The organism is Pararhodobacter zhoushanensis, from assembly GCF_025949695.1.
In the GTDB taxonomy this organism is placed as follows: Bacteria; Pseudomonadota; Alphaproteobacteria; order Rhodobacterales; family Rhodobacteraceae; genus Pararhodobacter; species Pararhodobacter zhoushanensis_A.
In genome coordinates, this window is sequence record NZ_JAPDFL010000001.1 from 374,911 (window position 1) to 390,000 (window position 15,090).

The 15,090-nt window shown below is 62.4% G+C and carries 13 protein-coding genes, 1 tRNA gene and 2 rRNA genes (1 of these 16 only partly in view); 8 read left to right on the forward strand and 8 right to left on the reverse strand.

All coding sequences use genetic code 11. From position 1 onward, the window contains the following. Positions 1 to 3: 3 nt before the first annotated feature. The gene (locus OKW52_RS01870; protein WP_264504204.1) at positions 4 to 1,080 is read right to left on the reverse strand and encodes a cupin domain-containing protein; all 1,077 of its coding nucleotides are present in this window, start codon (positions 1,078 to 1,080) and stop codon (positions 4 to 6) included. 196 nt (positions 1,081 to 1,276) lie between these two features. Between OKW52_RS01870 and OKW52_RS01875 the strand changes: the two genes are divergently transcribed. Beyond that, on the forward strand, positions 1,277 to 2,149 hold the full coding sequence (locus OKW52_RS01875) for a BKACE family enzyme (protein WP_264504205.1): 873 nt from the start codon (positions 1,277 to 1,279) through the stop codon (positions 2,147 to 2,149). A gap of 49 nt (positions 2,150 to 2,198) precedes the next feature. Here the strand turns inward: OKW52_RS01875 and OKW52_RS01880 are convergent, their stop codons facing one another. The 3 genes from OKW52_RS01880 to OKW52_RS01890 all read right to left on the reverse strand — a co-directional run bounded on the left by OKW52_RS01880 (position 2,199) and on the right by OKW52_RS01890 (position 4,983). Further along, positions 2,199 to 3,500, reverse strand: a complete 1,302-nt coding sequence (locus OKW52_RS01880; protein ID WP_264504206.1) for a TRAP transporter large permease — start codon at positions 3,498 to 3,500, stop codon at positions 2,199 to 2,201. Next, the gene (locus tag OKW52_RS01885; RefSeq protein ID WP_264504207.1) at positions 3,497 to 4,033 is read right to left on the reverse strand and encodes a TRAP transporter small permease; all 537 of its coding nucleotides are present in this window, start codon (positions 4,031 to 4,033) and stop codon (positions 3,497 to 3,499) included. Before OKW52_RS01885 ends, OKW52_RS01880 begins: the two co-directional genes overlap by 4 nt. Positions 4,034 to 4,149: 116 nt before the next feature. Continuing rightward, a complete protein-coding gene (locus OKW52_RS01890) occupies positions 4,150 to 4,983 on the reverse strand; it encodes a helix-turn-helix domain-containing protein (RefSeq protein ID WP_319800493.1) in 834 nt (277 codons plus the stop codon). Positions 4,984 to 5,294: 311 nt separating this feature from the next. Here OKW52_RS01890 and OKW52_RS01895 point away from each other — a divergent pair, with 311 nt between their 5' ends. From OKW52_RS01895 to OKW52_RS01920, 6 genes are read left to right on the forward strand one after another with little or no spacing between them, the layout of a single operon-like run. After that, complete coding sequence (locus OKW52_RS01895) at positions 5,295 to 6,275, forward strand: VOC family protein (protein ID WP_264504208.1); 981 nt, start codon at positions 5,295 to 5,297, stop codon at positions 6,273 to 6,275. Positions 6,276 to 6,320: 45 nt separating this feature from the next. Continuing rightward, positions 6,321 to 7,166 carry a fumarylacetoacetate hydrolase family protein gene (locus tag OKW52_RS01900; protein WP_264504209.1) on the forward strand — a complete coding sequence of 282 codons (846 nt, stop codon included), beginning with the start codon at positions 6,321 to 6,323 and terminating at the stop codon, positions 7,164 to 7,166. 27 nt (positions 7,167 to 7,193) lie between these two features. After that, the gene (locus OKW52_RS01905) at positions 7,194 to 8,924 is read left to right on the forward strand and encodes an FAD-dependent monooxygenase (protein ID WP_264504210.1); all 1,731 of its coding nucleotides are present in this window, start codon (positions 7,194 to 7,196) and stop codon (positions 8,922 to 8,924) included. Beyond that, positions 8,911 to 9,756 (forward strand): zinc-binding dehydrogenase, encoded by an 846-nt coding sequence (locus OKW52_RS01910; RefSeq protein ID WP_264504211.1) that lies wholly within the window; start codon positions 8,911 to 8,913, stop codon positions 9,754 to 9,756. The genes OKW52_RS01905 and OKW52_RS01910 overlap by 14 nt, the downstream gene beginning before the upstream one ends. Continuing rightward, positions 9,753 to 9,905, forward strand: a complete 153-nt coding sequence (locus OKW52_RS01915; protein ID WP_264504212.1) for a zinc-binding dehydrogenase — start codon at positions 9,753 to 9,755, stop codon at positions 9,903 to 9,905. Before OKW52_RS01910 ends, OKW52_RS01915 begins: the two co-directional genes overlap by 4 nt. A gap of 18 nt (positions 9,906 to 9,923) precedes the next feature. Beyond that, positions 9,924 to 10,544: a glutathione S-transferase family protein gene (locus OKW52_RS01920; protein WP_264504213.1), complete on the forward strand. Its 621-nt coding sequence runs from the start codon at positions 9,924 to 9,926 to the stop codon at positions 10,542 to 10,544. Between the two features lie 31 nt (positions 10,545 to 10,575). Here OKW52_RS01920 and OKW52_RS01925 read toward each other — a convergent pair whose 3' ends face one another. After that, positions 10,576 to 11,040, reverse strand: coding sequence for an Lrp/AsnC family transcriptional regulator (locus OKW52_RS01925; RefSeq protein WP_264504214.1), 465 nt, complete (start codon positions 11,038 to 11,040; stop codon positions 10,576 to 10,578). 128 nt (positions 11,041 to 11,168) lie between these two features. Between OKW52_RS01925 and OKW52_RS01930 the strand changes: the two genes are divergently transcribed. Then, positions 11,169 to 13,544 (forward strand): 1-deoxy-D-xylulose-5-phosphate synthase N-terminal domain-containing protein, encoded by a 2,376-nt coding sequence (locus OKW52_RS01930; RefSeq protein ID WP_264504215.1) that lies wholly within the window; start codon positions 11,169 to 11,171, stop codon positions 13,542 to 13,544. 191 nt (positions 13,545 to 13,735) lie between these two features. On the opposite strand, the gene OKW52_RS01935 is transcribed toward OKW52_RS01930, so the two are convergent. From OKW52_RS01935 to OKW52_RS01945, 3 genes are all read right to left on the reverse strand, one after another. After that, positions 13,736 to 13,812, reverse strand: a tRNA-Met gene (locus OKW52_RS01935). A 67-nt stretch (positions 13,813 to 13,879) separates the two neighbouring features. Then, positions 13,880 to 13,994: ribosomal RNA gene (gene rrf, locus OKW52_RS01940) — 5S ribosomal RNA — on the reverse strand. An 84-nt stretch (positions 13,995 to 14,078) separates the two neighbouring features. Continuing rightward, positions 14,079 to 15,090 (reverse strand): 23S ribosomal RNA (locus tag OKW52_RS01945) (it continues 1,819 nt past the right edge of the window).

Here is a 15,090-nt window from a genome sequence, read left to right on the forward strand (position 1 = left end):
CGCTCAGCCCTCCTGACCCGCGAAGGCTTCGCGGAACAAGCCGAAGGCCTTCAGGATGGGCCGATCGCTGTAGGAAAACAACACCGCCTCGCCGCCGGTGCTCCAGTGTTCATGCGCGACCCAGGACGGAATGACAAAGGTGTCGCCTTCCTCCCACAGATATTCCTGCCCCCCGATCAGCGAGCCGCCTGCGCCCTCGGCCACATGGTAGATGGTCGAGGACGTATGGCGGTGCGCCCTGGTGTGCTCGCCCTTGCGCAGCAATTGCAGATAGGCCGAGATCGTCGGCAGGGGTGAACGCCCGGTCAGCGGGTTGGTGTATTCCATGATGATGCCGTCAAAGGGGCTGCCCACCTCATCGCGCAGGGCGTGCAGATTGGCGCGGCAGGTTTCCCAGCGGTAGTTGAGCAGGGGCGACAGGTCGGTCCGGGCAGGTTCTTTCCATGTTGGCCGCATCCCCCGACCCCAGCGGTGCAGGCTGTCCTCGGCCTGCCGATAGATCGGCTGCTGCGGGCTGTCGCCTTCGGCGCGGTCCTCAAAGAAATTCGCGTCGAGCAGGTTCACAAACGGCAGATCCAGACCGTCCAGCCACGCCATTGGCTGCCCTGAGTCATTGCCGTGGTCGTGCCACTTCCACGCGGGCGTGGTGACGTAATCGCCCTTGCGCATGATCGTGCGCTCGCCTTCGACCGCCGTATAGGCCCCCTCGCCTTCGATAATGAAGCGGTGGGCATTGGGGCTGTGGCGGTGGCTGTCGGCGGTTTCGCCGGGCATCAGGAACTGGATGCCGCCAAAGATCATCCCGACGGTGCGCGCGCTCTTGCGGTCGAATGAGGGGTTGATCAGCATCAGGACCCTGCGTTCGGCCTCTTGCGGCGAGATCAGCGCGCCGCCGCGCAGCATCATCGGCTTGATGTCCCGCCAGCGCCAGATATGTGGCACGCCCTCGACGCGCGGTTCGGTTTGCGCGGCGGCGCCCAGGTTGAGCCAAAGCGGGATGATGCTCATGTCCTGCAGCTCGGCGTGGAACGCGTCGCGCTGTGCCTGCAGGTCGTTGGGCAGAGGGGTGGTGTTGGTCATGTATGGGCCTCCCGAGGCGCAGCGCGGCGTGTCGCTCTGACAGTATGCTGTCAAATCGGCGATCAACAGAGAAGGGAAGACTTGGACCTGTTCGACCGGTGGACATCGCCCACCCGTCCGCACGGCGGACATCGCCGCCAGCCCCCTTGTCGCAAGGGGGGCGCGGTGGGACGGTCCGCCCAGATGAGGAGGACATATGAAATACAAACGCCTGCTGACCTGCGCCGTGCTGGGGAATTTCACGACGCGCGCGCTCAACCCCGCGCTGCCGATTACCCCGAGTGAGATCGCCAATGACTGCCTTGCGGCGGCCGAGGAAGGCGCGTCCATCGTGCATATACATGTGCGCGATCCGCAAACGCAGCTGCCCTCGATGGAAACCGCGCTTTATGCCGAGGTGGTGGCGCGCATCCGCGATGTCAGGCAGGATCTGATCCTCAACCTGACCACCGGCAACGGCGGGCGCTATCATCCCAGCGACGACGATCCTGCCAAGGCAGGCCCCCGCACCAACCTGCTGCCCGCCGAAGAGCGCGTGCGCCATATTCAGGCAATCCAGCCAGACATCGCCACACTGGACCTCAACACGATGGTGTTTGGCGGCGAGGTGGTGATCAACGCACCGGAATCGATCCGCCGAATGGGGCGAATGATCCTGGCGGCGGGGGTGCGGCCGGAAATCGAGCTGTTCGATTCCGGCGATATCGCGCTGTTGAAAGCGCTGCAAAAGGAACGTGTCCTGCCCGAAGCGCCGCTGTGTTCGGTGGTCATGGGAGTGCAATTCGGGTTTCAGCCCAGCCCGGAAACCGTGCTCTATGCCCGCAGCCAATTGCCCGCCGGGGCGCAATGGACCGCGTTTGGCACCGGGCGATCGGCCTTCCCGATGGTGGCACAATCGGTTCTGGCCGGGGGACACGCGCGCATCGGGCTGGAAGATGCGGTCAAGATCGACGCAGACACGCTGGCACCGTCGAATGCCGCGATGGTGGCCAAGGCGCGCCGGATGATGGAGGATCTGGGTCACCCCCCGATGACGCCAATGGAAGCCCGCGCCTTGCTGGGTCTTTGAAAACGCAAAAAGACGCCGGCCATAGGCCGGCGTCTTTCGTTTCAGGGCGTCAGAGGATGCTGGGCAGCCAGAGCGTCACCTGAGGAAACACCGCCAGAATGAAGATCCGCACGCAATCGGCCAGGAAGAAGGCAAAAACCCCCCGGTAGATCGCGTAGAGCGAGATATCCGAACGCATCGCGTTCAGTAGCATCACGTTGATGCCGATGGGCGGCGTCAACATCCCCACCCCGATCAGCGCCACGTTCAGGATGCCCCACCAGATCGGATCATAGCCCATCGCCAGAATGATCGGCAGCACGAACGGTAGCGTGACGACAACCGCCGCGACCTCGTCAAAGAAGGCGCCGAGGAACAAATAGATCAGGATCAGCAGGAAGATGACGCCCGCGTTCGGCAGGCCCAGCGCCTGAATGCCGCCGATGATCTCCTCACTCACGCCGCTCAGACTGACGAAATAGGAGAAAATCATCGCACCAAAGACGATGATATAGATCATCACCGTCGCCGAGGCGGCGTCGGACAGAACCTCGACAAAAGTTTGACGGTTCAGCTTGCCGCGCCCCAAAGCGAAGAAGAACGCGAAAACGACGCCGATTGCGGCGGCCTCGTTCACCGTGAACACGCCGGAATAGATCCCGCCCAGCACGATGATCGCCAGCAGGATGGCCCCCCAGGACCCCCCGATGGCCATGATCCGCGTTGCGACGGGCAGCTTCTCGGACCCAGGCATCGACGCGGGATTGCGGCGCGCGACGAGCCAGATCGCCGCCAGATACAGCGCGACCGACAGCAGCGCGGGGATGATGGCGGCGGAAAACATGGTGAGCACGGATTGCTCGGTCAGGACAGCATAAAGCACCATGATGCTGGACGGCGGCACGATAATCCCCAAGGTGCCGCCCGCTGCCACCACGCCCGCCGAGTTGCCGCCCGAATAACCGCGCGACAGCATCTCAGGCAGCGCGACGCGGCCAAAGGTCGCCGTCGCCGCCACCGCCGAGCCGCAGACCGCGCCGAACCCGGCGCTGGCAACGATGGTCGTTGCAGCCAACCCGCCGGGGCGGTGGCCGACCAGCGCCTCGGCGGTCGTGAAGATGTCCTTGGCCAGACCTCCGGCGGCAGCCAGACTGCCCATCAGCATGAAGAGCGGGATCACCGCCAGATCGAGGCTGGCCATGGTCGAAGCGGGCTCGGTCGCCAGAAGCGTCAGCGCACCGTTCCAGCCAGCCATCGACGCGAAGCCGACGACGCCGACCACCGTCATGGCGATGCCGATGGGCACGTGCAGCGCGATGAGGCCGAACATGGCGACAAAACCGATCAGGGCTACAGTCGAGGGATCCATCATTTCAGGCCTCTCTCGGACGAAAGGGCATCGGCAGGACGGGTGCGCAGCATTCTGATCAGCGCCATGACATCGGCAAAGACGTTCAGTGCCTGCACGAACGCAGCGAAGATCAGGAAAAGCGTTGCCGCAGCCCACCACGGCCAGACCGGCCAGGCCAGCACCCAGGTCTGGCGCCCGCTCAGATACATGCCTTCGGTGTAGGGGATGAACTTCCACGCCATCAGCCCGATCACCACCAGCACCACAACCCCGGCAAACAGTGTCAGAACCTGGTTCACCGTCTTCCCCAACAGCGATCCCAGCACTTCGACCGTAATGTTACGGCGTTGCGCGAGGTTGGCAGGGATGCACGCCGAGATCACCACCGCCATCACTACGGCGCTGACGTCGTTGACTCCATGGATCGGCGCGGAAAAGGCAGAGCGAAGCAGCGCATCCAGACTGGTCATGAGCGCCAGCAAGAGCAGCCCCGCGAATCCCAGCAGCGCGAGCCATTGCGTCGCGCGACGGGACAGTCGATCGAGTGCTTCCAAAGAGCATCTCCTCCCTGATTGATGCTATTTTGAGTGCCAGTCTTAGGAGCGGCGCTCAGTGGCGCTTACCGAAACCTGCCATCCGTCCACCCAGCGGACAGCGTTTCGGCGCGCGCTCAAACGGCGGCGCGGAGCCGGGCAATTTCGCCATTGCTCAGGTTCCCGACCAGATCGTGAGAAATTCTTGCCGCGGTTTCGAGCAGGTCTTTGCGGTACAGCTCAACAGCACGCGGGAATTTCAGAGACGTCGTGGACCAGATCAGCGTGACGCAGGCAAACACCCGGTCCTCGTACCAGATCGGGGCTGAAATACTGCCGGTCTCGGGCGTGAAATCGGCCATACGAAACCCAACGCCCATCTCACGCACCCGTTTGAGGATCATGTCCAGACTGCCGTCGGCCATCATGAAAGGCTCTTGTACGCCCGTCACTTCGCCCAGATATGTGAGCAATGATCGCCGCTCATCCTCTGGCATAAACGCCAGCATGACCCTGCCCGACGACGTCTCGAGCACCGGCAACTTCTTGCCGACCATGCCGTGATTGATCGAATACGGGCTGAGCTGATGCGTCGATTCCCGCACTTCCATGTGGTGATTGCGGAACGTCACCAGATCGAGCGGCCAGAGCACGCGCCGCCCCATCTCGATCATATGCGGCACGGCGATGTCGCACACCCAGTCTTCATCCCGGAACCCCGAGCTGAGCGATTTCACATGGAGCGTCGGCCGCCATTTGTTCGAGAAATGGTCGCGGGTAACCAGTCCCATCTCGGCAAGCGTCTCAAGCAACCTATACACCGAGGGTCGCGGGATGCCTGTTTCCTCGGCGATCTCGGACGGCTTGGTGCCGTTCAGGTGGTTCACCGCCTGCAGGATCGCGATCCCGCGCTGCAGCGATCTGATGGTCGATAAAGAAGAAATGGTGTGCCTCCCCCGTGCCGGATCAATGTCGGTTCAGGTCATTTTAGTATGGCGACAGCCTTCGTGCGGGTAAAGGAAATTTATACAGTAAGCTGTCTATTTTCCACCGGCGGGGTACCGGATCACGTGCCTTTGTCCCGATAACATTATGTTTAACCTGCGAATATACGTACCTGACACCGGTCACTTCCTGTGAGGCAAATAGCAACACTGTCCGCATAGCGAACATCTTCGAGATAGTACCTGCACCCTTGAGTTTGCGGTCCTAAACCTTGTCCGTGCAGCTTGGGCATTTAGCCGTGTGACCGGGGCTGCACCGCACCGGAAGGAGACCACGCATGTCCATCACGTCACTTGGCTATATCGGGATCAATTCCAGGCAGTTGTCTGACTGGGACGGCTTTGCGACCGACCTCTTGGGGATGCAAAAAGTCGATGGCGGCGGCTCGATGGGCCTGTACCGCATGGATGACCGCAAGCAACGCTTGATCGTGACGGGTGAAGGCGAAGAGAACCTTGCCTTCATGGGGTGGGAAGTGGACTCGCCCGCCCATCTTGATTCGCTGGCATCACGCCTGGAAAACGCAGGCGTTGCGGTCACGCAGCACGGAGTTTCGCTGGCCGATCAACGCCATGTGGCGCGACTGATCTCGTTCGAAGACCCCGACGGAAACCGGCTCGAGGCGTTCTGCGGGCCCGAAATTGCCAAAGACCCTTTCCTGTCCGGGCGGCCGATCTCTGGCTTCAAGACCGGCTCGTTGGGGATGGGGCATGTGGTCCTGCATGTCGCCAATGTGCAGGGAATCCTGCAGTTCTACCGCGACCTTCTGGGCTTCAAGGTCACCGATTATGGCCTGACCCCCTACCCGCTCTATTTCTTCCACGTGAACGGGCGACACCACAGCTTCGCCATGGTCGGATCGGGCCGCAAGGGTGTGCATCACTTCATGGTTGAACTGCTGCAACTGGACGATGTCGGCCAGGGCTATGACATCGCCAAACAGCGCGACGAGGGCATCGCCTATTCGCTGGGTCGGCACTCGAACGACCACATGATGAGCTTTTACACCAACACGCCGTCCAATTTCTTCGTCGAATACGGCTGGGGCGCGCAGGTTGTCGATCCGGCCACCTGGGAGCCGTTCGAAACAACCGAAGGCCCCTCGACCTGGGGCCATGAGCGTCTGCATCTGCCCGAGGACAACGCGGTCCGCATCAAGATGCGCGACATGCGCCACCAGACGGCCCGCGACGGCTTTCGCGCGCCGGACCCGCAGCCGAATTGTGCCTGGCTCGACAGCGTCGTGCGCGCTGAATAGCGCCACGCAATTCCTCAATCCTGACATCAAACAAGGAACGAACCCTTGCGACTTACCTCTCATGTCCTGCCGGATGGCACCCCCTCGTATGGTCGCGTCGATGGCGACCGGATCATCGACGCCGGCGCGGCACTGCGCGCAAAATATCCTGATCTCAAAGCAGTGCTGGCCGCCGATGCGATCGCAGCGCTGGAAAAAGCCGATGGCCCGGCTATCGCCGTGCGTGATGCCACCTTTCTTCCGACCGTACCCAATCCGGAGAAGATCATCTGCATCGGCCTCAACTACATGGGCCATATCAAGGAAACCGGGCGCGACAAGCCGACACATCCCTCGATCTTCACCCGCTATCCCCGCTCGCTGGTGGGGCACGGGCAGCCGATGGTGCGGCCCAAGGTCTCGGATAAGTTCGATTTTGAAGGCGAGATTGCGATCGTAATCGGCAAGGGCGGGCGGGCAATTCCGGCCGTGTCCGCGCTCGATCACGTCGCGGGCTACACGATCTTCAACGACGGCTCGATCCGCGATTTCCAGCGCCACACCACACAGTTTTGGGGCGGCAAGAACTTTGACCGCACAGGCTCAATGGGGCCGTGGATGGTGACTGCCGACGAGCTGGGCGATCCGACCGCGCCGCAGATGGAAACCCGGCTGAACGGCGCCGTGATGCAAAGCACCTCGGTCGGGGATCTGGCGTTTTCGATCGCCGATCTGATCGCCTATCTGTCGACCATCACCGAACTTGCGCCGGGCGACATCATTCCCACGGGCACCCCCAGCGGCGTCGGTCTGTTCCGCGATCCCCCGCTGTTCATGAAAGCTGGCGACCAGATCGAGGTCGAGATTTCCGGCATCGGCGTGCTGTCGAACCCGATCATCGACGAGGCCTAAGGCCCCCTCAAACTGACAGGAGGGCGTATGCCCAAAGCGATCACGGATGTCGCGATCATTGGCGGTGGGCCGGTCGGACTGACAGCCGCCAACCTTCTTGGCCACCTCGGCATCGACTGCACACTGTTCGAGCGCAACGAGACGACGTCGTTCCACCCGCGCGGCCATGTCGTCAACACCCGAACGATGGAGATTCTGCGCTCGGTCGGACTAGAAGAGGCAGTCAACGCTGCGGCGCTGCCACCCGAACGCCACGCAGGGATCGGCTTTGTCACCAGCCTCGCGGGGCATCTGATCGGCGTGATCGAGACGCGCGTTGATCCCGAGTGGAGCCGGATCGAGCAAAGCCAAAGCCCTGCGCTGAAGCGATCGTGCCCGCAGGACCGGTTCGAGCCGGTGCTGCGCGAGCATGCGAACCGCTACAACAGCGCCTCGGTGAACTTCGGCTACGCCATCACGCAAATGTCGCCGGACGATGAAGGCGTTGACCTGCACTGGCAGACCGCTGACGGCGCGACGGGCAAGACACGCGCCCGCTATGTCCTCGCTGCCGACGGTCCGCGCAGCGATGCGCGGCACGCGGTTGGTATCGGGATGCAGGGGCGCTCGATCGGGCAGCAAATCGGCATCTACTTTCACGCCGATCTGTGGGAGCTGGTCAAGGACCGACCGTATCTGCTCAATTGGATCTACAACGCAACCACGTCGGGTGTGCTGATCTCGCTCGATGGCCGCTATCGATGGACCTATAATTTCGGCTACCGCGAAGATCAGAGCCGAGAGGACTTTACCGAAGAACGCTGTCTTGAGCTGCTCAGGGCGGTGATCGGCACGCCTGAAATCGACATTGAGATCAAGAACATCATGCCCTGGCGCATGCAGGCACGCATTGCGGATCAGATGTCATCGGGCCGTGTCTTCCTGGCCGGCGACGCCGCGCATCCCCTGCCGCCGACCGGCGGGCAAGGCATGAACACAGGCATCGCGGATGTGCAAAATCTGGCGTGGAAGCTGAAGCTTGTCCTGTCGGGTAACGCACCTGAAAGCCTGCTCGGCAGCTATTCGACCGAACGCCGCCCCGTCGCGGATTTCAACGTCGAACAGAGCGCGCGCAATGCGCAAGCGATGGCGCGCAAGGGGCTGTCGGGGATGCTGGCCAATGACAGCGACCTGCTGGCCAATATCGAGGGTCCGGCAGGGGCCGAGAACCGTGCCAAGCTGGCCGAGGGTATCCCCGAGCAGCGCGCGCATTTTGACTATGCCGGGCAGACCTTCGGGTATTTCTACGACTCGGACTTGATCACCACCGATGGCACCCCGGCGCCCGAGATAGAGGTGGTGACCTATACTCCCACCGGCCGCCCCGGCCACCGCGCGCCGCATCTGCCGATACGCTATCAGGGCCGCGATCTATCACTGCTCGACCTGTTCACACTGGACAGCTTCACCGTGTTGCTGGGGCCGGACGCGGACGCGTGGCGCGGGGCTGCCGACGGGCTGGGCGACGATGCCCTGCCCCGGGTCCGGGTGTTTTCGGTCGGCTCCGGACAGGAAATCGACACGGACACCGCTGCTTGGTGCGCGCTCTATGGCGTGTCACCCAAGGGCGCTGTGCTTGTGCGCCCCGACGGGCATGTCGCGTGGCGCTCGGTTGGGCAGGGCGCGGAGGCGGACCTCAAGGCCGCGTTCAGCCGCGCCTCGGGCCAGATCGCGGCATTAACGACTGACACGAAGGCCAGAACTCATGCTGTATCCTGACATGCAAACCGCCGTCTGCATCACCGAAGCGGGCGGACCCGAGGTACTGGTACCGGCCACCGTCCCGGTGCCCGCCCCCGGCGCTGGGCAAGTGCTGATCCGGGTCACCGCAGCCGGGGTAAACCGCCACGACGTCCACCAGCGTGAGGCCGGGCGGCACAGTGACGGGCTGGCGATACCGGGGCTTGAGGTTTGCGGCACGGTGGTCGCACTTGGCGCCGATGTGACCGGTATCGACATGGGCGCGCGGGTGATGGCGCTTGTGCAGGGTGGGGGGTATGGACAATTTGTCGTGGCAAATGCCGCGCTGACCTTGCCCGTGCCCGACAGCCTGAGCGATGTCGAGGCCGCGGCGATCCCCGAGGCGGCTTTCACCACCTGGTGGAATTTCTTCGGCATGACGGGGCTGGAAAAGGGCCAGTTCGCGCTGATCCACGGCGGCACCAGCGGCGTCGGGCATATCGCACTGCAGTCCCTCTCGGCTTTGGGATACGCGATCCTCGCCACCTGCGGCAGCGCGCGCAAATGCGCCGCCGCGCGCGACTTCGGCGCGCTGGCCGCCCTGCCCTACTCTGCGCCGGATCTCGCCGCGCAGGTCATGGCGGCGACGGGGGGTCATGGCATCTCGGCGCTGGTCGATGTGTCAGCCGGTGCGCATCTGGATCAAGACCTTGCCATGATGGCCGCAGACGGCACCATCGCGCATCTGTCGGGCGGCGGCGGAGCGGCGATCAGCCTGCCCTTGCGCGACATAATGGCCAAGCGCATCCGCATCACCGGCTCGCTGCTGCGCCCCTCCCGCTGGCGCGCAAAGCGGAACTGGCCGCGATGATCCGCCGCGATCTGTGGCCGCTATTGGGCACCAAAGTCCGCCCGACCATTGCGGCGACCTTCGATTTCCGTGACGCCGCAGCCGCCCATAGCGAGATGGAGCGCAACAACCATATCGGGAAAATCATGCTCACCGTCGAGCGTCCATAACCTTCAGGAGACCGCGCCATGAAGCTCTACTACGCCCCCGGGGCCTGCTCGCTAGGCATCCATTTCCTGCTCGAAGAGATCGGCGTCGCGTATGACGCCGCGCGCATCATCATCAAGGACGGCGACCAGTTCAAACCCGATTACACCCGCATCAACCCCAAGTCCAAAGTTCCGTTGTTGCAACGCGATGACGGCAGCTACCTGACGGAATTCGGCGCCATCGCCCACTGGCTGGCGCATACTATAGGGACCGAAACGCTGAAAAGCGTCAGTTTTGAAGACGAGCTGCGCACGATTGAAACGCTCGATTTCGTGGTGGGCACGATCCACATGCAAGGCTTCTCTCGGCTGCTGCGGCCGCAGAAGTTCACGCCCAATGAGGCCGATCTGGACTGGGTTCGGCAGGCCGGGCGCGACATCGTCACAAACGGGTTTGTGCATCTGTCGGCGCAACTGGGCACGTCATCCTTTATCATGGGCGAGCGGCTCACGGTCGCGGATGCCGCGATGCTCTACACGCTGTTTTGGGGAATCGACCGTCTGGCGTTGCCCTTGCCGCAGAACCTGCAAGCCTATTACGCCCGGCTGTCCACCCGACCTGCAGCGGTCAAGGTCTTCATGGACGAAGGTCTCAAGTAGCTCAAAGCGCCCGCATCACTGCGGGCGCTTCTCAATCCAGCCGGGCGGGCAGATATTTGACCCGCCGGATCGGGATTGAGGATTCCAGCGACGCAACCCCGGGCAGCTTGGTCAACCGCCGGGTGAGGAAATGTTCGAACTCATTGAGATCGCGTACTGCAACGCGCAAGAGATAGTCGAAGCTGCCGGTCATCAGCCAGCAATCGACCACTTCCGGGCACAGGCGGACCTCGCGTTCAAAGGCCACCAGACGGTCATCGATCTGCCGGTCCAGCCGGACCGAGATGAACACGTTGAACGGAAATCCCAGCTTGCTCTCATCGATCCGCGCGCTGTAGCCGGTGATGAAACCGTCGGATTCCAGCCTGCGAATGCGCCGCGCGCAGGGGGATGGCGACAGGCCGATCCGCTCGCTCAGCTCTTGGTGGGTCAACCGCGCATCGCGCTGAAGTTCGCGCAGAATCCGCCGGTCAATGTCGTCGATGTCACCTGCCATCTGCGCTGGATTCCCCCAAGAAACTGTAAACAGGCGCTTACTATCAGCGCAATTGACCCGAAATCGCAAGCAAGAAGACCGAAATTCGCCGGTGCCATGCTATATCAAGGCACGAAAGGGAGACCGCCATGCGCACCGATCGCCACCACCTGAAAACCATTGAACAGCGCCTGCTCTGGCTGTCGCACTGGATGATCCACAACGCCAACCACCTGCGGCCCAAGGCCGACGGGATCAAGGTCGGCGGGCATCAGGCCTCGTCGGCGTCGATGGTGTCGATCATGACCGCGCTCTATGTCGCGACCCTGCGGCCCGAGGACCGGGTGGCGGTCAAACCCCATGCCTCGCCGATCTTTCACGCGCTGCAGTACCTGATGGGCCACCAGACGCGCGAGCGGATGGAAAAATTCCGCGGCTATGGCGGGGTGCAAAGCTATCCCAGCCGTACCAAGGATGTTGACGACGTGGATTTCTCGACCGGCTCGGTCGGGTTGGGCGTCGCGATCACCGCCTTTGCCGCGCTGGTGCAGGACTACATCCGCGCCAAGTCCTGGGGGGCCGACGCGCCGCAGGGGCGCATGGTGGCGCTGGTCGGTGATGCCGAGCTGGACGAGGGCAACCTCTATGAGGCCCTGCAAGAGGGCTGGAAAAACGATCTGCGCAATTGCTGGTGGATCATCGACTATAACCGGCAGTCGCTGGACGGGATCGTGCGCGAGGGGCTCTTCGGGCGGGTCGAAAAGGTCTTTGACGCCTTCGGTTGGGACGTCGTGCGGATCAAATACGGCGCGCTGCAACGCGCGGCCTTTGCCGAGCCGGGCGGTGACCGGTTGCGCGACTGGATCGACGCCTGCCCCAACGCCCAATACGCGGCGCTGACCTATCAGGGCGGTGCGGTCTGGCGCAAACGGTTGATGGACGATCTGGGCGATCAGGGCGACGTGACGGCGCTGATCGAAAATCGCTCGGACGACGCGCTGGCCGATCTGATGGAGAACCTCGGCGGCAACTGCGTCGAGACGATGGCCGACACGTTCGACAGCATCACCCACGACCGGCCAACCTGCTTTCTGGCCTATACCATCAAGGGCTGGGGCACGCCGATCGCGGGCCACAAGGACAACCACGGCGGGCTGATGACCAAGACCCAGATGGGCGAATGGCAACAGCATATGGGCGTGCCCGAAGGACAGGAATGGGAGCCATTCGCGGCAGTCGAGGACGCGGGCGCCCTGCGCGACTTTCTGGGCAAGGTGCCGTTCTTCGCCAGATCCCCGCGCCGCTATTCGGACGCGCGGCTTGCCGTGCCGGCGATTGAGCTTTCCACCGAGCGCGAGATTTCGACGCAAACCGCGTTCGGCAAGATCCTCGATGACCTCGCCAAGGGCGACAGCGCGCTGGCCGAGCGGATCGTCACCACCTCACCGGATGTCACGGGCACCACCAGCCTTGGACCTTGGGTCAACCGGCGCAAGCTGTTCGCGCGCAGCGAGCAGTCGGATGCCTTTATCGAGCACCGCATCCCCTCGACGGCGAAATGGGAGTTCACCCCCAAGGGCCAGCATATCGAGCTGGGCATCGCCGAGATGAACCTGTTCCTGCTACTGGGCGCGGCCGGTCTGTCGCACGAATTGTGGGGCAAGCGGCTGATCCCCATCGGCACGGTCTATGACCCTTTCGTGCACCGCGGCCTCGATGCCCTGAACTACGCCTGCTATCAGGACGCGCGGTTCATAATCGTCGGCACGCCCTCGGGTGTCACCCTGGCCCCCGAAGGCGGCGCGCACCAGTCGATCGGCACTCCCTTGACGGGGATGGCGCAGGATGGGCTGGCATCGTTCGAGCCGGCCTTTGCGGATGAGTTGGCGGTGATCATGGCCTGGGCCTTCGATTACCTGCAACGCGACGGGGACGGTGTTGCGGACGAGCGCACCTGGCTGCGCGATGAAACGGGCGGCTCGGTCTATCTCCGGCTGACCACCAAGCCCTTGGAACAGCCGGGAAAACGGGGGAATGACGCGTTCCGGCAGGGCGCGGTGGACGGGGCCTATTGGCTGCGCAAACCGGGTCCCAATTGCAGCGTCGTCATCGCCTACCAGGGGGCCGTGGCCGATGAAGCCATCGCGGCAGCGGGCATGGCCGGCGAGCATCGGCGTGACATCGGTGTCCTCGCCGTGACCTCGGCCGACCGGTTGAATGCCGGGTGGACCGCCGCGCAGCGCGAACGCGCGCGCGGCAATGCCGGGGCGCTCAGCCATATCGAGCGTCTGATGGGCGACCTCGCGCCCGACTGCAGTCTGGTCACGGTACTGGACGGGCATCCGGCGACGCTGGCATGGCTGGGATCGGTCGCCGGGCACCGCACGATCCCGCATGGCGTCGAGCATTTCGGGCAAACCGGCTCGATCCAGGATCTGTACCGCCATTTCCGCATCGACCGCACAGCGTTGGTCGAGTCCATCGCGCAGCTGACCGCAGGGCGCCGGTTCCGATCAGGCGCATAGCGCCTCAACTGGACGACAGACCATCAACCTGAAGTTCTTGGCGACGACCCGCATCAGCAACCGCAAGGCAATCAGGGCACCGACGTCGAAGGGGGCCTTGTCGAACGTTGACCAGGCGTTGACAAGAACTGGGAGCGCAAAAGCCCGACTGTTTAGGTCGGGTTCCAAGCATTTGATATGTCGGGAAGTTTTGGTTGCGGGGGTAGGATTTGAACCTACGACCTTCAGGTTATGAGCCTGACGAGCTACCGGGCTGCTCCACCCCGCGCCGGGGAAGTCTGTTCGTGGTTTTATTGTATCGTTGATGAGAGTTTTGTTTTTCTGTTTCTTTTCAGGTTTGGCGGTGACCTACTCTCCCACGTCTTAAGACGCAGTACCATCGGCGTGACGACCCTTAACTGCCGAGTTCGGGATGGGATCGGGTGTTTAGCCATCGCTATTGCCACCAAACCAGAGAAGAAACAGAACCATCGGCTGCTTACGCAACTGTCTTTTGTCTATTTAGCTTTTGATCCAGTCTTGCTTTTACTGGATCAGATCAAGCCAATCGAGCCATTAGTACCGGTCAACTGAATGCATTGCTGCACTTACATCTCCGGCCTATCGACGTGGTGGTCTACCACGGCTCTCAAGGGAGACCTTGTTTTGAAGGGGGCTTCCCGCTTAGATGCCTTCAGCGGTTATCCTGTCCGAACATAGCTACCCAGCACTACCGTTGGCACGATAACTGGTCCACCAGTGGTCCGTTCACCCCGGTCCTCTCGTACTAGGGGCAACTCTTCTCAAGTCTCCTACACCCACGGCAGATAGGGACCGAACTGTCTCACGACGTTCTAAACCCAGCTCACGTACCTCTTTAAATGGCGAACAGCCATACCCTTGGGACCGACTTCAGCCCCAGGATGAGATGAGCCGACATCGAGGTGCCAAACGATGCCGTCGATATGGACTCTTGGGCATCATCAGCCTGTTATCCCCAGCGTACCTTTTATCCGTTGAGCGATGGCCCACCCACGTGGGACCACCGGATCACTATGGCCGACTTTCGTCTCTGCTCGTCGTGTCAGACTTGCAGTCAGGCTGGCTTATGCCATTGCACTCAACGACCGATTTCCGACCGGTCTGAGCCAACCTTCGCGCGCCTCCGTTACTGTTTGGGAGGCGACCGCCCCAGTCAAACTCCCCACCATGCATGGTCCCGGACCCGGATGACGGGCCGCGGTTAGACATCAAGAGTGCGAAGGGTGGTATCTCAAGGGAGGCTCCACCGGAACTGGCGTCCCGGTATCGATGCCTACCACCTATCCTGCACATCACAATCCTGATGCCAGTGCAAAGCTGGAGTAAAGGTGCATGGGGTCTTTCCGTCTAACCGCGGGTAGTGTGCATCTTGACACACAATTCAATTTCGCTGAGTCCATGTTTGAGACAGCGGGGAAGTCGTTACGCCATTCGTGCAGGTCGGAACTTACCCGACAAGGAATTTCGCTACCTTAGGACCGTTATAGTTACGGCCGCCGTTTACTGGGGCTTCAATTCAAAGCTT